At 70.4% G+C, this 19,881-nt stretch carries 14 protein-coding genes; 6 read left to right on the top strand and 8 right to left on the bottom strand.

Annotation, left to right across the window (positions count from 1 at the left end; genetic code table 11):
* Positions 1-62: 62 nt before the first annotated feature.
* From MYMAC_RS23980 to MYMAC_RS24005, 6 genes are all read right to left on the bottom strand, one after another.
* Positions 63-1,793, bottom strand: a complete 1,731-nt coding sequence (locus MYMAC_RS23980) for a DEAD/DEAH box helicase (RefSeq protein ID WP_204816924.1) — start codon at positions 1,791-1,793, stop codon at positions 63-65.
* Between the two features lie 201 nt (positions 1,794-1,994).
* Positions 1,995-2,624, bottom strand: coding sequence for an adventurous gliding motility protein CglE (cglE, locus tag MYMAC_RS23985; protein WP_013941428.1), 630 nt, complete (start codon positions 2,622-2,624; stop codon positions 1,995-1,997).
* 105 nt (positions 2,625-2,729) lie between these two features.
* Positions 2,730-4,655, bottom strand: coding sequence for an adventurous gliding motility protein GltG (gene gltG / locus MYMAC_RS23990; RefSeq protein ID WP_095959773.1), 1,926 nt, complete (start codon positions 4,653-4,655; stop codon positions 2,730-2,732).
* A gap of 76 nt (positions 4,656-4,731) precedes the next feature.
* On the bottom strand, positions 4,732-5,001 hold the full coding sequence (gene cglF / locus MYMAC_RS23995) for an adventurous gliding motility protein CglF (RefSeq protein ID WP_013941430.1): 270 nt from the start codon (positions 4,999-5,001) through the stop codon (positions 4,732-4,734).
* A 128-nt stretch (positions 5,002-5,129) separates the two neighbouring features.
* The gene (gene gltE / locus MYMAC_RS24000) at positions 5,130-6,560 is read right to left on the bottom strand and encodes an adventurous gliding motility TPR repeat lipoprotein GltE (RefSeq protein WP_095959774.1); all 1,431 of its coding nucleotides are present in this window, start codon (positions 6,558-6,560) and stop codon (positions 5,130-5,132) included.
* Positions 6,560-10,129 carry a tetratricopeptide repeat protein gene (locus tag MYMAC_RS24005; protein ID WP_204816926.1) on the bottom strand — a complete coding sequence of 1,190 codons (3,570 nt, stop codon included), beginning with the start codon at positions 10,127-10,129 and terminating at the stop codon, positions 6,560-6,562. The genes gltE and MYMAC_RS24005 overlap by 1 nt, the downstream gene beginning before the upstream one ends.
* 283 nt (positions 10,130-10,412) lie before the next feature.
* On the opposite strand from MYMAC_RS24005, the gene MYMAC_RS24010 reads away from it, so the two are divergent.
* The 4 genes from MYMAC_RS24010 (at position 10,413) to MYMAC_RS24025 (ending at position 14,246) form a co-directional block, all read left to right on the top strand.
* Positions 10,413-11,069, top strand: a complete 657-nt coding sequence (locus MYMAC_RS24010) for a hypothetical protein (RefSeq protein ID WP_204816928.1) — start codon at positions 10,413-10,415, stop codon at positions 11,067-11,069.
* Positions 11,070-11,127: 58 nt separating this feature from the next.
* Positions 11,128-12,090, top strand: a complete 963-nt coding sequence (locus tag MYMAC_RS24015) for an ATP-binding protein (RefSeq protein WP_095959777.1) — start codon at positions 11,128-11,130, stop codon at positions 12,088-12,090.
* Positions 12,091-12,159: 69 nt separating this feature from the next.
* Positions 12,160-12,486 (top strand): divalent-cation tolerance protein CutA, encoded by a 327-nt coding sequence (cutA, locus tag MYMAC_RS24020; RefSeq protein WP_013941435.1) that lies wholly within the window; start codon positions 12,160-12,162, stop codon positions 12,484-12,486.
* A gap of 116 nt (positions 12,487-12,602) precedes the next feature.
* Positions 12,603-14,246 (top strand): right-handed parallel beta-helix repeat-containing protein, encoded by a 1,644-nt coding sequence (locus tag MYMAC_RS24025; RefSeq protein WP_095959778.1) that lies wholly within the window; start codon positions 12,603-12,605, stop codon positions 14,244-14,246.
* Here the strand turns inward: MYMAC_RS24025 and MYMAC_RS24030 are convergent.
* Both MYMAC_RS24030 and MYMAC_RS24035 read right to left on the bottom strand, forming a co-directional pair.
* Positions 14,236-16,803: a N,N-dimethylformamidase beta subunit family domain-containing protein gene (locus MYMAC_RS24030; RefSeq protein WP_095959779.1), complete on the bottom strand. Its 2,568-nt coding sequence runs from the start codon at positions 16,801-16,803 to the stop codon at positions 14,236-14,238. The genes MYMAC_RS24025 and MYMAC_RS24030 overlap by 11 nt on opposite strands.
* Positions 16,804-16,910: 107 nt before the next feature.
* Entirely contained in the window at positions 16,911-18,104 is a 1,194-nt protein-coding gene (locus MYMAC_RS24035; RefSeq protein ID WP_095959780.1) for an aspartate kinase, read from the bottom strand.
* 218 nt (positions 18,105-18,322) lie between these two features.
* Here MYMAC_RS24035 and MYMAC_RS24040 point away from each other — a divergent pair, with 218 nt between their 5' ends.
* Positions 18,323-19,045: an ABC transporter ATP-binding protein gene (locus MYMAC_RS24040; RefSeq protein WP_095959781.1), complete on the top strand. Its 723-nt coding sequence runs from the start codon at positions 18,323-18,325 to the stop codon at positions 19,043-19,045.
* A 32-nt stretch (positions 19,046-19,077) separates the two neighbouring features.
* A complete protein-coding gene (locus MYMAC_RS24045) occupies positions 19,078-19,881 on the top strand; it encodes an ABC transporter permease (RefSeq protein ID WP_095959782.1) in 804 nt (267 codons plus the stop codon).

A 19,881-nucleotide genomic window follows, 5' to 3' on the forward strand; every position in this document is an offset into this window, starting at 1 on the left:
CGCCAGCGCCCCCGAGCAATCGTGCAAAACCCGCCAAACGGCGGGAATCATTGGCCTTCTTGCTACCCGGCCGAGGGAGCGTCAGGCGGCGTCTCGCCACCCTCGCCCTCGCTTCCGTCCGCCGCATCCGCCGCGGGGGCCTGGGCAGGTGCGGTCGTCTCCGGAAGCGCCTTCGCACGCTCCACGCCCGCGCTGTCGTTCAGCTCGGTGTAGAGGGCAACGGCCTTGTCACGCTGCTGCAGCTCCTCGGCGAGCTGGGCGGCGCGAGGCAGGTTGCCCAGCTTCTCGTGCAGCGGGAGCGCCTTGTCCTTGCGGCCAGCGCCCTCCCACGCCTCGGCGGCGGCGGCGACGTCACCCAGCAGCTCCAGCCACCGCGCGCGGCCAGCGGGCTTCTGCTCCTGCTCCGCCCGGGCCAGCTCCTTCTGCGCCAGCTCCTTCGCCTCGTCGTCCAGCTTCAGACGCTGCATGAAGTGGAAGGCCTTGGGCGGAGGCAGCGGGCTGAGGACCTCCACCGCCTCGCGGCGCTGGCCCACGGCCGCCAACAGGGTCGCCGCGCCGAGCCGGTCTCCCCGCTCCACCAGGCTCTTCACCTCGAGCCCCCGGATGCGGTTGGCGCTGGCGACGTCCCGCGCGCGCTCGTACGACTTGCGCGCCAGGGTGAGCTTGCCGGCGCGCTCGTACGCGAGCGCCGCCTGGTCGAACTGGCGGGCACGCTCGTAGAGGCGGGCCACGTTCTCGAAGTCCGCCTTGCCGATGTAGTGCTCCATGAGGAGCTCGTAGGCACCGGCCTTCTCCAGCGTGGGCGCGAGCTGGTCCGGCGGCAACGTGCTCACCAGCCGGCGGGCCATGTCGTTGTCGTTGCCCGCCAGGGCGTTGCGCAGGGCGCTCTTGAGGTCGCCACCCGTCTCGAACAGGCGGGCCGCGTCGGCGAAGGAGTTGTTGCGCTCGTGCAGGCGGCCCGCGTCACGGGTGCGGCCCATGGCCTCGAGCTGCTTCGCCTGCTCGTCCCACGTGCCCGTCAGCTCGGGCTGCGGACGCTCGCCACGCTCCGGACGCTCGCCCCGGGCGGGACGCTCGCGGCGCTCCGGACGCTCCCGGCGCTCACCGGAGGCAGCGCGCTCACCCCGCTCGGGACGGGGACCGCGCTCGCGGCGCTCGCCACGCTCGGGGCGGTCGCCGCGCTCACGGCGCTCCTCGGAGCGAGGCGCCGCCACGGGCTCCTCGACCTCGGGACCGGGCTGACGGCCGCTGGCGGCGAAGGCGGCCTCGGCACGCTCAGCGTCACCCGCGGCGCGCCAGGCCTGGCCCACCAGGAAGATGACGTCCGTCCAGGCGTCGAACTTCTCGCGCGCCGGGTCCACCGCGGGAGCCGCGGGCTCGGCGGGAGCCGCGGCGGCCCCACCCTCGGCGGCGGGAGCCTCGGCGGCGGCTTCACCCTCGGCGGGCGCGGCGGCCTCCGTGGGCGCCGGGGCCTCGGCGGCCTCCGTGGACGCCGGAGCCTCGGCGGCCTCCGTGGACGCCGGAGCCTCGGCGGGCGCGGCGGCCTCCGTGGGCGCAGGAGCCTCGGCGGGCGCCTCCGGCGCGGGCGGCTTGGGCTGACGCTGCACGCGCAGCAGCGTGGTGATGAGGCGGCCCCGGGTGTTCAGGTCCAGGTCCTCCAGCGACTTCAGCCGCATGGGCCGCAGCGAGCGGACAATGGCCTGCAGCGGCCCCTTCTCCGCCCCGAAATCCGTCTTGGAGAGCGCCTTTTCCAGGATGCTCAGCTCGGCGATGACGCGCTGACCGGGCCCCACCGGGCCCTCTTCGCGATCGCGCCCGCGGCCACGGCCGTCTCCACGCCCACGGCCGCCGCCACCACCGGGACCGCCACGGCCGCCAAAACCACCACCCGGCCCGTCACGGCGCGGACCCTGGCCCGGTGCACCCCCGTCACGACCGCGCCCGCCCGGGCGAGGCCCACCGCTTCCATTCTCCTGAGGCACGTCTTTCTCCCGCTAGAACGCGTAGCGAATGTTCGGCGCCACCGCGAACCCGAATGAGCCTCCAGAGACGAGGTACTGCCCCGTCACCTCGAGCCCCACGGAAAAGTGGCGCAGCCGTGTGTAGTACTCCACTCCGGGCCCGGCAAACACAAGAATGTCGGAGTCGGGGAGCAGTCGCTGCGGCGAGAACATCGCATAGCCAGCACCCGCGCGGACGTAGAACCAGGTGCGCTTCACTTCCTGACTGTCGGCGAAGCCCACCAGGCGGGCCCGCAGGACGGCGCCGGGGATCAAGGTGGAGAAGTCACCGGACACCGCGCCGCCGGAGTTGCCCACGTACTCTGCGCCCGTGCGGACGCTCGAGCCCATGATGAACAGGCCGACGGACACCCGCTCGCCCAGGTCCACGCCCACTTCCACCTGCGCCATGGGCCCGGAGGAGAACGGACGGGGGGTGCCTTCCGCCGCCGGAGGGTTGGTGATGAACAACGGCCCACCCAGCACCGCGAAGTAGAGGCCCCGCTCGATTTCATCGAACGTGACAGCGGGGCGATCCCCCTGGGCAGTGGTGGGCGTCTGGGCGCTCGCGACCGTGGGGAGGAGGAACGAGGCGCACAGGGCAAGTGAGGCGAGGGCTTTCATGCGGTCCTGACGTTGGCCCGGCCCTCTGGGGGATGAGCGCCGGGGAAAAGACGCGGTGGGCAGACCCGCTTCAGGCCTGCCCACCCGGAGAAAGGCCACCCGGCGCTAGCCGCCGGACTGCTTGAAGATGAACGGATACGTGACGACCACCACGCCGCCGCCCTTCGGCTCGGGGAACTTCCAGGTGCGCACGCGGCCGGCCACGCACGTCTCCAGCGCCGCGTTGGACGCCGTGGACTGCGCCACAGACGAGGTGGCCACCGAGCCCGTCGCGGTGATGACGAACTTCACCGCCACCTTGCCGCCCAGCTTCGGGAAGCGGTTGAGCAGGCTCTCGAAGCAGTAGCGGATCTGCCCGCGGTTGCGGTGGATGACCTGACGGATGAGCTCCTTGTCCAGCGAGCCCATGACCTCCGGCTCCGACGAGGTGATGCCCACGTCCACGCTCTGCTTGCCACCCAGCACGCCCACGCCGCTGCCGTAGGAGCCGGTGCCACCGCCACGGCCCTTGGTGCCGATGCCACCGATGCCAATGGTCTCACCCGTGCCGCCACCGCCCCCGCCGGAGCCGCGCAGGCCCAGGCCGCCGAAGCCGCCCGAGTTGCCCGCCTTGGCGCCGAACATGTTGCCCATGGCGCTCTTCAGGTCACCGCCCAGGCCGCTCTTTCCGAAGACGGTGGAGATGCCGCCCTTGCCGCCGCCGAAGATCTTCGCCGTCAGGGCGCGCGCCTCGTCCTTCTTGCTCGGGTCGCCCTTGGGCGCGGTGCGGTTGTTGGTCTTGGGCGCGTCCTTCTTGCCCATCTGACCTTCGTCGCCCTTGCTCTTGGCCGCCATCTCGCCGCTCTTCTTCTTCTCCTTCTGCTGGTTGAGGCGCTCGAGGAACTTGTTCTTCTGCGTCTCCGGCGGCTTGATGATGAGCTTGGCGATGCGGGCGTTGTCCGACGACAGCTCGTCCGCGTACTCGTCTCCCGCGCCGGTGCGGTTCATCGCGGTGATGACGAACGCCGTCGCGATGAAGAACAGCACCAGGAAGATGTTGAGCGCGGTGTAGTCCACGGACTCGCCCAGCGGCACCACGACGCGCTTGGGCACCGCCTGGAAGGCCACCTCGAGCGTCACGCCGCCCAGGTCCACCCAGATGAAGTCATCCGTATCCAGCGTGAGCGAGTACGCGTCGCCCTCATGAGAGGCCTTGCCGGACTCGATGACGGCCTTCAGGTCCATCGTCTCGCCCTTGCGGGTGAGCTCGCCCTTCATCTTCGCGGTGAAGCGAACGGTGAAGGACTGGCCGTCCGAGCGGACCGCGTCGAACCGGGGGGTCCCCAGCCGGGAATCTCCCATGACGAAGTTCACGCCCGCGGCGCTGCCCACGACGAAGGCCCGCTTCACGCCCGGGGCCATGAAGAACTCGCCCACGCGCTGATCGCCCCAGGCGAAGCGCAGGCCCACGCCCAGCGGACCGCTGGACCGGGTGCGGCGCACCGTCCGCACGCGCGGCGTGGTGTCCACCGGCGCGGCCTCGACGGGCGCCGGAGCGGGCGCGGCGGGAGCCACCACCGCGTTCTCCTGCGTGGCGGCGAAGGACGGGTCGATGGCGCCCGTGGCCGGAGGCGTGGCCACCGCGGCCTGCGCCAGGCCCTCGGCCGGCGCCGGCGCGGCGATGACCGGGTTCTTCTCCGTCACGACCTCGGTGCTGGCCGCCGCGGCCGCCAGGTTCACCGCGGCCACCGCGGCCGGGTTCTCCAGGCGGATGGTGGTGCCGCCCACGCGGATCTCATCCCCGAAGGACAGCAGCCCCTTGGTGACGCGCTTGCCGTTGACGTACGTGCCCTCGACGCTGCCCATGTCGATGATGGACATGGCGCCGTCGCTGGCGACCTCGATGACGGAGTGGATGCGGCTGACCTTCTCGTCCTCCAGGCACAGGTGCGCCGAGGAGAGACGGCCAATCTTGATGATGTCGCGCTCGTAGTCCTTGGAGGCGACCAGCGAGTCGCCCTTGAAGACCTTGAGTGTCAGAGGAACGGCCATGGGGGCTCCTACGAAAGGTGGGTACGGCGTCAGACAACGCGCGCGGCGGCGGGTTCCCGCCGTTTCGCCACGCTGGCTACAGCTCGCCCACGGACTGCATCACCTTGTCCTCGAAGTCCTCGCGGATGCGGATGAGGTTCGAGTGCTTCACCTTGTCACGCGCTTCGATGTACTCGCCATCCGGCTTCGTGAGGTCGCCCTCGATGGTGTCGTCCTCGAAGTCGATGGTGGTCGTCTTGGAGTAGCGCACATTGCCCTCCCCGGGCCCACCCGGGTTGGTGGCCTCGTCCTGGCCGAGGGCCGGCGTCACCGCGAGCGCCGCAAACAGCATCAACGCCTTCCGCATCACTGCCTCCCGGACGGGCCCCGAAGGGCCCATCACACACCGAATCCCCGGATGAGGGGGGAAACACAAGGTTCGCATCATCCCCCGCGCCCCCGCCACAGCGAAGGCACGCGGGGGCGTCCCATCTTTCACAGCAGGTCGTCTTCCGGCTCGCCGGGTTCCGCCGAGCCTGCATTCTTCTGGTCGGAGCTACCCGCCGCGGGCGGCGGCGCGTTGCCGCTGGCGGGGGTGACCTGGGGCGCGGCGTCCGTGCCGGTGGCCGGCGTCGCGGCGTTGGCGGGCGCGTTCGTCCCCGCGGCGGCCTTCTCCGCGGCCTGCATCTGGGCCTGCTGCTGCTTCTGCAGCTCCTCCATCTGCTTCGCCTGCTCCTCGGCGAACCTGGCCTCGCGCTTGGCGTTGACGATGACCTCCACCTCGCGCAGCAGGGCGAACACGGGCGCCTCCGCGGGCAGGGCCACCTCGCCGCCGGCCATGGCGATGTACTTGCGGTACAGCTCCTCGGCGCGCTCGGGCGCGTCCTTCACCCGGTGCAGGATGATGGCGCGGTTGAGGTTCACCGCCGCCAGCTCCGGGTCGAGCTTCTCCGCCTCGTCGTACTCCTGCATGGCCTTGTCGTACTGGCCCATGCCCTTGTAGGCGACGCCCAGGCCCAGGTGCGCGGCGGCGTTCTTCCCGTCCGCCTGGAGGATGCGGCGCAGGTGCTGCTCGGCGGCGGGGAAGTTCTCCGCGTTCAGGGCGAGCTGCGCCAGCTCCACGTGGGACGGCACGTAGTCCTCGCGGACCTCCAGCGCCTTCTTGAAGGACAGGCGCGCCTCGTCCACGTCCCCTTCCTTCAGGAGGATGAGGCCCACGGCGTGGTGGAGCTCGGGGTCGGTCGCGTCCAGCTTCACGCCGCGCAGGGCCACCAGCTTCGCCATGGCGAGCTGCTTGCGGTCCAGGTAGCTGCGGATCATCACCTTCAGCGCGGTGGTGGACTGCGGATCGCGCATCAGCGCGGCGCGCGACAGGTCCATGGCCTTGGTGTGGTCCCCCTGCTGCCGGTAGATCTCCGCCAGCCGCGCGCGCGACTGCGCGTCATCCGGGTAGCGCTGGAGCACCTCCTGGTACAGCGCCACCGCGCCAGCGACGTTGCCCGCGTTCTGCTCCATCACCGCCAGGTTCTCCGAGGCCTGCCGCAGCGAGGGCTTCTTCGCGAGCGCCGTCTTGTAGTGGGCGCGCGCCTCGGTCAGCTTGCCCTGACGCTCGGCGAGCACGCCCAGGTTGTAGTCGGCCTCGGCGAGGTTCCCGTCCGCCTCCAGCGCGGCCTGGAACTTCCGCTCCAGCGACGGATAGTCGATGGCCCTGGCCTTCTTCTGCGTGTCGAACGCCTTCAGGGCGTCCTCGAAGCGGGCCTTGGCCGTGTTGGAGATGGGCTGCGCGGCCTCCGTCTTCCCGGCGTTCGGGCCCGCCGTCTTGCCCGCGGCGGGGCCTGTGGCCTTGGAGGACGTACAGCCGGCGGCGGCGAGCGAGACAGCCGCCAACAAGGGGAACAGGCGCATGGTGCGAGGGGTCCGGTTCATTAGAGGAAGTCCTCCGGCTCCTCTTCATCCCCGCCCTGCTTCGCGGGAGTGGCGCCGTTGGGGGTGGCCGCCGGGCGGGCGTCCACCTGGGTCTCGGTCTGCGAGCGGAGCTGCGCGGTGAGGTCCGTCAGGTCCTCCTGCAGCGTCTCCGCGCGGGCCTGCTGCGCCTCCGACGCCGCCTTGGGCGCCGGCGGGGGCACGTCCTGGATGGTGGCCAGCAGGTCGCCGCCAATGAGCTGCACGTGGCTCTTCAGCGCCACCTTCGCCTCGGGCATCTCCGGGTAGCGGTCCGGCTGGTACGTGGTGCGCAGCAGCTTCAGGCTCTCCGCGGCGCAGTCGTTGTACACGTCCAGCTCGCGGCTCTTGGCCACCGTGGCGGCGAACGCCTCGGTCGCCTTGTCCTTGAGCGGCTGCGCCTGGTTGGCGAACTCGTCGCGCAGCGCCTGCTGGGACTCCTCGTCCAGGCCGCGCGGCATGGGCGCGTTGGTGAGGCGCTCGGCGAAGTGGTCATACGCCAGGCCAATGCGGTGCAGCGCGCAGATGGCGGGCTCGGGCGCGCCCAGCGTCACCGTCTGCACGTACTTCTTCTCCACCACCTGGAGCGCGCGGCTCTTGTCCTGGATGCTCGCCTTGAAGCGGTTCGGCGACGGGGGGACGCCCCAGTACAGGTTCAGGCGCCGGTACTGGTTCCAGTCCAGCTCCACCGACAGGAACTGCGCCTGCGCGGCCGTGGCGAGCGCCGGCTTCTCCAGCGCGCCCTGCACGCGGCGGGGGAGCTGGTCGAAGTGCTCGTAGATGCGCTTGTACATGCGGGCCACGTCGCGCGAGCGGCCCATCTTCTTGTACAGGTCGACGATGCGGCCCTCGGCGGCCAGGTAACGGCTGGGGGAGCGCATGTTGTCGCGCTCGTACTGCTCCAGCATCTTGATGGCCTTGAAGGCCGCGCCGCTCCTGCCCGTCAGGTCGATGATGGACAGGCGGATCTCATCCGCGTCCTTCGCGCGAGGCCACAGCGCCAGGTAGTGCTCGCGGTTGCGCAGCGCCGCCTTCGTCTGGCCCAGTCCCTCGCGGTAGGTGGCCGCGTTGAAGAGCGCCACCTGCGCCTTGGACTCGTCCCACTTCTGCACCACCGCGGGCTTGTCGCTCGCGGCGCCCCGCCGCTTCCCACGGCGCGCCCTGGCATTCCCCTTCTCGCCCAGGCTGCGCTCGTAGCCGCGCACGTAGGCCTCGTAGGTGGACGCCGCGTCCTCGAAGTCACCGATGGCCTCCAGCGCCTCCGCGTTCGCGTAGATGGAGTCCGGCACGTGCTTGGAGCGCGGGTACTCGGCGAACAGGCGCTTGCGCACCTCGATGGCCTTGTCCAGGCGCTTCGCCTTGTAGTAGTCGACGGACGCGTTGTAGAGCGCCAGGTCGGCGATCTCCGTCTGCGGGAAGTCCTTCACGAAGGCGAGGTACGCCTCGGCGGCCTTCTCGAACTCCTTCTTCTCCTCCAACTGGCTGACGAGCTTGAAGGAGGACTGCTCGATGAGCTTCGCCAGGTCGTCGCGGAACTTGCCCACCGCCAGCTTGTCGTTGGCGTAGAAGCGCCGCGCCCACTCGTTCACCTTCGCGTAGTCCTGGAGCAGGTGGTACGAGTCCAGGATGAGGTTGGCGGAGATCTCCGCCGCGCGCTCGCCGTTCTCGAACTTGTACTCCGGGTAGCCCAGCGCGATCTCGCTGAAGCGCAGCACCGCCTCGTCGAAGTGGTTGTGGCGGTAGTAGATGTTGGCCGCCTTGAAGGCGATCTCCACCCGCTTCTCACCCTTGGGCACGTACTTGAGGTAGCGCTCGCACGCGTCGAGCAGCGCCTTCTTCAGCGTGGGGATGGCGGCCTTCTTGGTGATGTCCGAGCCCACCGCCTCGCTCTTGGCCTCGCCGCGCGCCTCGGCGGCCTTGACGACCTCGTCGTAGGCCAGCACCGCGTTGTAGGCGGCGTTCTGCAGCCACTTGCCCGGCTTGCCCGGCTTCGGCTTGCCCTTGTCATCCTTGGCCTCCAGCACCTTCGCGTCCTGGAGCACCACCAGCGTGTAGTTGGCGGCGGCCTTGTCGAAGTTCTGCAGGTTGTCGTTGAGCAGCTCGGCCCAGAAGAAGCGCAGGTCGTACGCCTTGGGGTTCTCCGGGAAGAGCGTGAGGTAGTCGCTGTACACCGCGTCCGCGTAGCGGAAGGTCTCCTCGTTGCGCGTCTTCTTGCCCTCGTTGTGCCAGGTGACGGCCAGGTTGGACAGCGTGCGCTCGGACAGCTCCTTCGCCTCCGCCAGCAGCTTCTTGTCCTTGTCCTCCTTGATGACGCCGGAGCTCTCCACCTCCTTCATGATCTTCACGAGCCGGCGCACCTGGACCACGGTGCGCTCCTTGTTGCCCATGCGGAGGATGCAGTCGACGATGCGGCCCTGGAAGCCGGGCGCCTCGGGCGACAGGGGCTTCTCCTTGATGAGGCGGTTGTAGGTGATGGCCGCCTCGCGGTCCTTGCCATCGCCGTAGTACAGGTTGGCGAGCTGCTTCAGCATCGTGAAGCGGTCTTCCGGGTTGGTGGCCACCTTGCCGAACTCCGCCCGGGCCTGCGACACGTCACCCTCGTGCGCGTACGCGCGCACGTAGTCCGTGCGTGCCTCGCGGACCAGCGAGCTGCGGCCGCTCTTGCCGCCGTCCTTCTCCACGGCGCTGGCCCCGGCCAGCTCGCCGTAGAGCACCACCGTCTTGAACTTGTCCTTGGCCGCCTCGTAGTCGCCCATGTTGTAGTGGCACCAGCCCTGCTTGTAGAGGGCGAAGGCGTACACCTGACTCTCGGGGAACTCGGCGGCCTTCTTGTACGCCACCAGCGCCTTCTCCAACTCCTGGCGCTTCCCCTTGGAGTTGTTGAAGTAGTACTCGCCGAAGGCCAGGTAGGCGTCCGGGATGAACTTGGACGTCGGGTGCTTCTCCACCAGGCGCTTGAAGGCCACCAGCGCCTTGCGGTCCTGGCCGTCCTCCATGAGGTACTGGCCGAGGAAGAAGAGCACCTCGTCGGTGCGCTCGAAGTTCGGGTACTCCTGGACGATCTTCGTGTACTGCTCCACCGCGAGCTTGCCGTACTCCTTCTGCTTCGCGACGAGCTCCACCTTCTCCGCCTTGGCGCGCTTCTGGCCCGCGGCGTCGTTGCGGTTCATGGCCTGGATGAGGTCGTCATCCTTCCGGTTGGCCTCGAAGAAGTAGAACTTGGACTCCTCCCAGTAGAACTCGCCCAGGCGGAACAGGAGGCTGGGGGCCTCCTTCGGATCAGGCGACAGGGAGATGATCTTCTTCAGCGACTGGATCTGCTCGCGCCGCTTGGAGGCCACCTGCAGCTCCACGCCCAGCCGGAACTGGTCGTATTGGAGCGCGGGCGCGACCTCCTCCTTCTTCTTCTTTTCGCGGGTGATGTCGCCAGCCAGGGACTTGTCCACCGAGGTGGCGGACTTCCGGCCGAGATCGGCATCGCGCGGGGCTTTCTTCTCCTGGGCGGCGGAGGCCGTGGCCAGGAGGACGAGGCAGACGAGAAGCGAACGGCGCATGGTCTTCCTAGGAGAGGGGCACCGGCGTCCCCGGTTGCTTGCCTGGTAGGCAAGTGTCCGGGAATCTTCGGGAATTTCCATTCGGGGACCCTCACTATGCGCGGTTTTCGCGCGGCGGGTCAACACTGACTGGCCGCCTGCTTTCCAGGGGAAGCGCCGGTTCAAAATCTTCCAGATCCGCTGTGAAAAAGGGCGCGCTGGAGTTGCCATGTCGGACCTGCCAGGTATGGGGGAGCGGACGGTCGGTTGCCCGGCTTCCCTGCACTGGAGTACGCGTCGGATCATGAGTCTCCTCCCCGAAAGCGCCAGCTTCGAAGAGCTGGTCCAGGACTACTTCCTCGCCGTGCGTGGCGCGGGGCTGATGCTCTCCGCGCTGGACACCGAGCTTTTGACGACCTGGGCCCGGGAAGGCGTTCCCTTCGAGGTGGTGGCCCGGGGCATCTCCCGCTCCGCGGAGAAGGCGCTGTGGGACACGCGCCCCGGAGAGCCGGTGCTGCGCTCGCTGCGCGCGTGCCGGCGGCAGGTGGAGTCGGAGATCAAGAAGTACCGCGAGCTGGCGGCGGGCGCGGGCGTGGAGGCGGACACCGCGCCCAGACGCAAGCGCGCGCGCTCCTGGGAGGAGACGCGGCACGCGCGCCTCTGCGCGGCGCTGGAGGACCTGGCGGGGCGGGACGAGGCGCTGGCCCACCGTGTGCGCAGCCTGCGCATCTCCGTCCTGGCGCACGTCCCGGAGGAGCCGGCGGCCATGGACGCCCAGGAGGCGTTGGCCTTCCTGCTGCTCCTGCGCGCCCTCCCCTTCCCGGACCGCCGCGGGCTGTGGCGCGAGGCCGTGGCCGCGGCTTCGGAACAGCAGGTGATGTCGCCGCGCGCCCGCAAGGTCTCCCGGCGATTCCGCGTCCTGGCGACGGTGCGACGACGTCTGGGGATGAAGGAGATGTAGGCGGGCGGGACGCCTGACCGCCCGTTCAGTGGACTGACGGCCGAGGGGAGGCTTTGGTATGGCGGTGCGTGAGATGGCTCCAAAGGCGAATGGCGAGGCGTGTGGTGTGTGCGGTGGGCGGACCTATGTCATCGAGCGCCGGGGGGACCAGGCCCTGGCGCGCACCTGCGAGTGCTCCGGGAACTGCTCGGTGTGTGGCGGACGGGGCCACGTGCTCGTCGAGCGCGAGGCGGAGTTCAGCCAGAAGGTCGGTCCGCGGCGCTACGAGGTGATGGAGCAGTGCGTGTGCACGCAGCGGCGCACGCGGATCTCCCGCTTCAACGAGGTGGGCCTGCCCGCCGTGGTGTCCCACGCGAGCTTCGACAACTACCGGGCCTTCAACGAAGCGCAGGACCGGGGCCGGGGCGTGGCGCTGCACTTCGCCCACCAGTACGTGAAGGGCGGCCCGTCCAAGGGCTTCATCCTCAGCGGGCCGGTGGGCACCGGCAAGACGCACCTGCTGGCGGCCACCCTGGGGCACCTGGTGCTGGAGCTGGGGGTGCGCGGGCGCTACGTCGAAATCTCGCTCCTCTACGCCACCATCCGGCGCGGCTTCCAGGAGGGCAAGAGCGGCGGCGAAATCATCGGGCCCCTGTCGGAGGTGGAGGTGCTGGCCATCGACGAGCTGGGCAAGGGCCGCGGCAGTCCCTTCGAGATGGAGACGCTCGATGAGCTGATCGCCCGCCGCTACAACGCGGGCCGTACCACGCTCTTCGCGACGAACTACTCCCTGGAGCCGGAGAAGCGCGCTGTCCGCAGCGCGGCGCCGACGGGCTACCGGACCACCGAGGACGCCCGCAGCGCCGCCCGCGACGCGGACCTGCTGCGTGAGCGCGTGGGTGAGCGCATCTACAGCCGGCTGTGTGAGCTGTGCACCTTCGTGGAGCTGCCGAAGGACACGCCGGACCGGCGCCGCACCCGGCAGGAGATGGACGCGCCCATGCACCATGCCGCGGGCGGCTCGCGCACGCTGGGCCGGTAGTCCCACCGTGCCCGGCGCCCGCCCCTGTTCCGCTCGACGGGCGGCGGGGGCATCGCGCATCCTGCGCCCATGACAGACGCCATCATCGTCCTCGTCACCGCCCCCACGGCCGACAAGGCCGCGGAGCTGGCTCGCGCGCTGGTGGAGGCGCAGCTCGCCGCCTGCGGCAACATCGTTCCCGGCCTGCGCTCCATCTACCGGTGGGAGGGCCAGGTCCAGGACGAGCCCGAGGTGCTGCTCATCCTCAAGACGCGCGCGGCCCTCTTCGAGCCGCTGCGCGCGCGCATCGTCGAGCTGCACCCCTACGACGTCCCGGAGGTGCTGCGCGTGGACATCGCGGACGGGCACGCGGCGTACCTTGCCTGGATTCTGGGCAGCACCCGCGCGCCGGGCTGAGCCCACGCTCGCCTGCCCTACTGACGGACACAGAGAGCGCCGCGCCCCCGGCAGAATACGGCGCGGCGAAAGGGACGTTGTCGGCTCGCCCCCTTCCCCCCCAGGAGCCGACCCCTATGTCCCGACTGCGCAGCTTGTGCCTCCTCGGACTCGTGTCCGTGGGCGGCGTCGCCTGCTCCAACGGCGCGCAGGCGCCAGCGCCGGCGTCCGATTCGAGCCCCCGTCCCAGCTACCCGGGCTCGCGGCAGCCCTCGGCCCCCAACGTGCCCGCGCCGCAGAACGACGATGACGGCGTCTCCAGCCACGACGACGACGACGACGCGCCCGTTGCGGAGCAGCCACCGCCAGCGCCCGTGCCCGAGCCGCCTCCGGAGGAGCCGCCCACCTACACCCGGGAGTGGCACGTCAGCCCCTCCGGCGATGACTCTGCGAATGGCTCGCGCGCGCAGCCGCTGCGCTCCATCTCCAAGGCCCTGACGCTGGTGGGCCCGGGAGAAATCATCCGCGTCCAGAAGGGCACCTACCCGGAGAAGCTCGTCATCGGCGCCAGCGCCAAGGCTGGCACCGCGGAGGCCCCCATCACCCTGCGCGGCGAGGACCTGCCGAAAATCGTCCCCACGGGCAGCGGCTGGTTCATGGCCCATGTCCAGCGGCCCCACTGGCGCATCGAGGGCTTCGAGTTCGACGTCCGGGGCCAGCGCCAGGTCGCCGTGACGTTCTCCGGCAACACCACGGGCACGGTGCTCGCGGGCAACGAGCTGCACCACGGCGCGTTCGGCAGCGGCATCAGCACCGACAACGGCGCCAACGGCATCACCATCGAAGACAACCACATCCACCACTTCGCGCGCGGCGACGACGACTCGCACGGCGTCGTCATCGCGCCCACGTCGGCGGACATCACCGTGCGCGGCAACGACATCCACGACAACTCGGGTGACTCGGTGCAGTGCCTGGGGCCCGAGGGCTTCAGCGACAACGCCCCGGCGCGCGGCGTCCTCATCGAGGACAACGACATGTACGACAACCGGGAGAACGCGGTGGACATCAAGACGTGCCACGACGTCGTGGTGCGCGGCAACCGCATGTACGGCTTCGAGAAGTCCACGTCGTCCCGCGGCGAGGCCCTGGTGGTGCACTACTCCGCGCGCGACGTCGTCATCGAGGACAACGACATCTCCGACGCGTCGCTGGGCATCGCCGTGGGCGGCAACCGCGTGGGCGCGCCGCCCACCAACGTCTCCATCCGCCGCAACCGCATCCACGACTTGAAGACGCCCGAGGGCTCCGGCATCCGCATCGAGAATGGCAGCGACGTGCGCGTGCTGCACAACACGGTGGTGGGCACGGACGGCTTCGCCTTCGTGGTGGGCCACGGCACCGGCGGGCCGTCCACCAGCGTGGCGGTGCGCAACAACGTGTTCGCCACGCGCAACGCCGTCAGCATGGGCCTGTCCGCGCCCGGCCTCAGCATGGCGTCCAACCTCTACCTGGCCGGCGCCGCCTTCAACACGGGCATCTTCGTCGCCCCGCAGAGCGACTGGCTGGGCGGCACGCTCGCCACCTGGCTGTCGTCCGGCGTGGAGCTGGACTCGGACGAGAGCGGCGAGCCGCTGGTGGACCTGGACCTGCTGATGCCCGGCGAGCGCGCGGTGGACCGGGGCATGGACCTGGGGCTGCCCTTCTGCGGCGCCGCGCCGGACATTGGCGCGGTAGAGTCGGACTGCCCCGAGGCCACCACCGCGGCGCTCACGGAGTGATTGCGCGCACCAGGCCGTTGCCGGCGTCCGCCACGTAGAGGCGGCCGTCCGGCCCCACCGTCAGGCCGGCCGGGAGCACGAGCTCCGCCTTGTCTCCCGGCCCGTCCGCGTGGCCGTAGCGCCCGTTGCCGGCCAGCGTCGTCACCTTGCGCGCGGTGCCGTCCGCCTCCAGCACGACGCGGCGCACGCGGTAGTTGCCGGGGTCCGCCACCGCGAGCGAGCCATCCTTCAGCACCGCGATGCCCAGGTACGGCAGGAACTGGGCGGACGTCGGCGCGCCGTCGCGGTAGCCGGGCGTGGAGCCCGCCACCACCGACGTGAGGCCGTCCCGGATGCGCACCACGCGGGACATGCCGGACTCGACGACGTAAAGCGTGCGCCCGTCCGCGCTCACCGCCACGCCCGAGGGCCGGTAGAGCCAGTCGCCCTGCAGCGTCGTCACCGGGTGGCCCTCCGCCACCAGGTCGATGCGGCGAATCACGCCGTTGTTCATGTCCGCCACCAGCAGCGCGGTGCCGTCCGGCGTCACCGTCATTCCCGTGGGCTGGTTGAAGGCCGCCTGCTTCGCGGGGCCGTCCTGGAGGCCCGGCGTGCCTCCCGCGAACACCTCCACCTTCCCTTCCACGTCGATGCGGCGGATGACGTAGTGGTCGGTGTCGGCCACGTACACGTTGCCCGCGGCGTCCACGGCGATGCCCATGGGCCCGTTGAGCCCCGTGGCCACCGTCTCCACCTCGCCCTCCCGTGTCACGCGCTTCACCGCGTTGCCCAGGCCGTCCGCCACGACGTACCCCCCACCCGGCAGCAGGGCCACCGCAGTGGGCGCGCCCAGCGCGTTCGCCGCCACGGGGACACCCGCGCGGCCGCGCCGTCCGGGCACGCCCGCCACCGTCTTGACCTCGGAGGCGAAGGGCCCCTGGGCGCTCGCCACGTTCTGCCGCTCGAAGCGCACCAGCGTGTCGGGCACCGGGCGGCCCAGCGCCTTGTAGAGCACGTTCGCCACGATGCGGGCCGCGCGCGGGTCCGCCATGTCCTCGGAGGCCAGGGTGCGCACGAAGTCGATGCCGCCCGAGGAGAACACGTAGGCCCTGCCCTGCTTGCGCAGCACCATGTGGCCGAAGCCGAAGGCGCCCTGGAGCGACAGCAGCGGGGACTCGGCCAGCACCTCCAGGCCCTCCGGCGCGCGGCCGTTGCTCACGAGCTGATCCACCTCATAGCCATTGGCCATCCACAGCGTGTCCCCGGCCTTCAGGCCCGAGCCCGCCAGCGCCCAGTGGTTCGGGTGGGTGATGACCGTCGGGAAGCCGAACTGGTGCCAGCGCGCGGAGAACTGCACGCCGAGCAGCGCGTTCTCCGGGCGGCCCACGACGCGCTCGCGGAACTTCACCGTGCGCTGGGCGCCGGTGAACGGGTCGTTCGCGTGGCCCTTGTAGCAGGTGATGACGCGGCGAGGCCGACCGTCCTTCGACGGCGCCATCTGCACCTGCCAGTACGCGTTGTTCGCGCCCAGGTTGAGGAGGGAACGGCCCTCCGCCACCGCCCGGTCCGCGTGGTCCCGGATGCGCGGGGTCCAGTACTCGTCGTGGCCCGACATGAAGAAGACCTTCGCGCCGGCCAGGAAGTCGTAGCTGGCGTCCAGGTCCTCGTCGGTGAAGTAGCCCACGTCCAGGTCCTGCGACTCCAGCCACTGAACCAGGCTCAGGTCATCCGTCAGCAGGTGGCCGCTGCCATGCCCGCGGTAGTTGGGCCGGTCATAGGACACCTGGAAGCCGCGGCTGACGCCATGCTCGCGCATCACCCGCTCCCGGTCGTCATAGAGGCTGGTGCCCCCCCATGTGTTGTAGGCGGCCCAGGTGGCGGTGGGGATGAGGACGGCCACCTCCGCGCGCGGGTTCTCATCCCGCACGAAGAAGGGCACGTAGCGCTGGTGGTTGTCCTCGCGCACCAGCTTCACCAGGTACACGCCGCGCACCCAGTCCTCGCCGACGGGAAGCTCCAGCGAGGGCGCCCAGGTGCAGGCGACGACGCCCGTGGCCCGGTCCGCGGGGCAGTCCCCCTGACGCACGCCCTGCACCGGGCCACCGCGCGCCACCTCGCGGGCGCCCGTGCCGCCGTAGTGCCCCATCCGGTACACGTACCAGCGGAAGGCACGGGCCTCGGACACCGACACCGCGACGCGCAGCGTCTCGCCCTGCGTCAGCGTGGCCTTCAGCGCGTAGCCTTCGATTTCGCGGCTGTGGGCGTTGCGGGTGATGCGCCACGCCGTGGTCCCCGGCTTGCGGTTCTCCTCGCGGACGGCGTCCGCGTCCCGGGGCGGCGGCTCCACGGGGCCCGCGTCGGGAGGCTCGGGCTGCACGCCACCGGCGTCCGGCGTGCCCGCGTCGACGAGGCCCGGGTGCGGCTCGCCGTCCCCGCCGTCGTAGCCATCGTTCAGGGGAGGCGTGTCGTGTTTGTCACCCGGAATCACCGGGCGCACGGCTGCTTCGTCACAGCCCATCCCCACGAACACGAGCGCGAGCCCGCACACCCAGCCCGCCCAACGGCCTGCCTGAGCCATCCCGTTCCTCCAAGACTCGCCTATTGGACCGGAGGGTAGGCACGAACCCTCAGGAGGGAAGCGGGGTGCCCTCCCTGGAGAACGAACGGGATGGAGCTGGAACGGGCCTACCCTCCGAGGAGCTCCCGGTGCAGCCGGGCCGTCAGCGCCTTCAGGTGCGCCTTGTCCACCAGCAGCGTCAGTTGCAAAGGCGACGTATGGGCCGCGTGGACGCGCGCGCCCAGCTCCTCGGCGGCGACCAGCGCCCGGCGCAGCGGCGCCCAGTCCGCGTTCAACCCCACGCCCACGCAGGTGACGGTGCCCAGGTCCTCGCGCCACGACACCGCGTCCCCGAAGCGCGTGGCCAGCTCACGGCGCAGCGCGTCCGCGCCATGGATGTCCGCCAGCGGCACGGCGATGGCCGTCCGGCGCGGGCCTCCCTCTCCGCCCTCGAAGTCCAGCGTCCGGCCCCGGACGGCGCGCGCGTCCAGGAACTCCAGCAGCTCGGGCAGGCGGACCGGCTCGGCGGCGGACAGCACGGCCATCTCCGCGTCGGCGGTGACGCCCTTGAGCCGGCTGTCCGTGGGGACGGCCAGCTCCTGCACCGCCGTGCCCGTCCCCTGCCCGTGCGCCGTGCGCGCGAGGATGGTGATGCCCCGGGCCTTGGCCCACTCCACCGCCTGCGCGTTGAGCACCTTGGCGCCCGCGCTGGCCAGCTCCTGCATCTCGTCGTAGCTCAAGGACTCCAGCTTGCGCGCGTCCGGCACCACCCGCGGGTCCGCGCTGAACACGCCGTCCACGTCCGAGTAGATTTCACAGGCCTCCGCGTCCAGCGCCGCCGCCAGCGCCACCGCCGTGGTGTCCGAGCCGCCGCGCCCCAGCGTCGTCACCTCCTTCTTGAAGGAGACGCCCTGGTAGCCCGCCACGATGACGACCTTGCCTCGCGCCAGCTCGTCGTGGATGCGGTACGGCCGCACCTCCACGATGCGGGCCTGGGCGTGCGCGTCCGTGGTGATGATGCCGCTCTGGCTGCCGGTGAAGCTGATGGCCGGCACGCCCAGCTCCTGGAGCGCCATGGAGAGCAGCGCCATGGAGATGCGCTCGCCGCACGTGAGCAGCATGTCCAGCTCGCGGCGCGGAGGGTCCGCCGACACGCCCTTGGCCAGCGCCAGCAGCTCGTCGGTGGTGTCGCCCATGGCGCTCACCACCACCACCACCTGATAGCCCGCGTCTCGCCTGGCCTTCACCCGTTGGGCGACCTTGCGGAGCTTCTCCACGCCGGCGACCGACGAGCCGCCGTACTTCTGGACCACGATTGGCATAATCGACTCACTACCCCTGTTCGGCGTGTCCGGAAAACCACACTGGAGCGCCTCCCTGCAGAACGCCGGCCAACCACCGGACGGCGCCCACACCTGGAGTCAGTGTCGCCTTGACACGTCAATGTCGGGTTTAATACCGCGCCCCGCTCCGAGGCCGTCAGCGGATGCTGCGCCGTGGTCCGGGGATGGCTGCATCCGCACCGGAGCCCCCAATGCCGATGATCGAGGTCCAGCACCTCACCAAGCGATACCGAGACCGGGTGGCCGTGGACGACCTCAGCTTCCAGGTCGAGGCGGGCGAAATCCTGGGCTTTTTGGGCCCCAACGGCGCGGGCAAGTCCACCACCATGAAGATCCTCACCGGCTTCCTGCCGCCGTCGGAGGGGGTGGTCCGCGTGGACGGCCATGACGTGGAGGCGCAGCCGTTGGAGGTGAAGCGCCGCATCGGCTACCTGCCGGAGCTGCCGCCGCTCTACGTGGAGATGACGGTGCGCGGCTACCTGCGCTTCGTGGCGTCCTTGAAGGGGCTGTCGGGCGGCGCCCTCAAGGCCGAGCTGGAGCGGGTGGCCACCCTCATGGGGGTGACGCACGTCATGGACCGCGTCATCCAGAACCTGTCCAAGGGCTACAAGCAGCGCGTGGGAATCGCCCAGGCGCTGCTCGGCTCACCGCCGGTGCTCATCCTGGATGAGCCCACCGAGGGCCTGGACCCCGCGCAGCGCGCCGAGCTGCGCGCGCTCATCAAGGGCCTGGCCGGCAAGCACACGGTCATCCTCTCCACGCACATCCTCCCGGAGGTCACGATGACGTGCCAGAAGGTGCTCATCCTCCACCAGGGCCGGATGGCGGCGTATGACGACCTCTCCCAGCTTGCCCGCGTCCACGGCCAGGCGGAGAGCGCGTCGCTGGAAGAAGTCTTCATCAAGCTGACCGCCGCCTGAGCGCGGCCCCCTTCCCCGAGGACCCTGCCTCCATGCGCACCGCCCTGGCGATTGCCCGCAAGGAACTGTCCATCTACTTCACCACGCCGTGGGCCTACGCCGTCTTCACCGCGATGGTGGCGCTCACCGCCTTCTACTTCACCGACCTGCTCCAGGCGTTCAACGACGTCCAGGCCGTGGCGCGCCGCGTGGGCTGGTCGCAGATGTCGCCGGACTTCAACATGTACCGCAACCTCACCGACGGGGTGGTGGTGGAGCTGTGGGGCAGCGTGCTGGTCATCACCCTGGTCGTCACGCCCTTCCTGTCCATGCGGCTGTTCGCGGAGGAGAAGCGCAACCGCACCTTCGAGCTGCTGATGACGGCGCCGGTGCGGCCCATTGAAATCGTGCTGGGCAAGTACCTGGGCGGCCTGGGCGTCATCTCCGCCACGCTGGGGCTCACGCTCCTCTTCCCCCTGCTGCTGTCCGCCTTCGGCCGCAGCGAGTCCGGCCTGGCGCTGGAGTGGTCCACCGTCCTGCTGGGCTACGGCGCCCTGCTGCTCTGGGGCGCCACCTGCATGGCCGTGGGCCTGTTCATCTCCGCGCTGACGGAGAGCCAGATGCTGGCGGCCTTCCTCACCTTCTGCGTCCTGCTGGCGTGGATGCTGCTGGGCCAGGTGGCCCGGCGCGCCGAGGAGCCGATGCGCTCCGCGCTGTCCTACGTCGCCTGTGACCTCCAGCTCCAGGGGATGCTCAAGGGCGTGCTGGACGCGCAGTCCCTGGTGTTCTTCGCCTCGGTCATCGGCTTCTCCCTGTTCCTCACCCACCGCACGGTGGAAGCGCAGCGGTGGGCCTGA

The organism is Corallococcus macrosporus DSM 14697, from assembly GCF_002305895.1.
Classification (GTDB): domain Bacteria; phylum Myxococcota; class Myxococcia; order Myxococcales; family Myxococcaceae; genus Myxococcus; species Myxococcus macrosporus.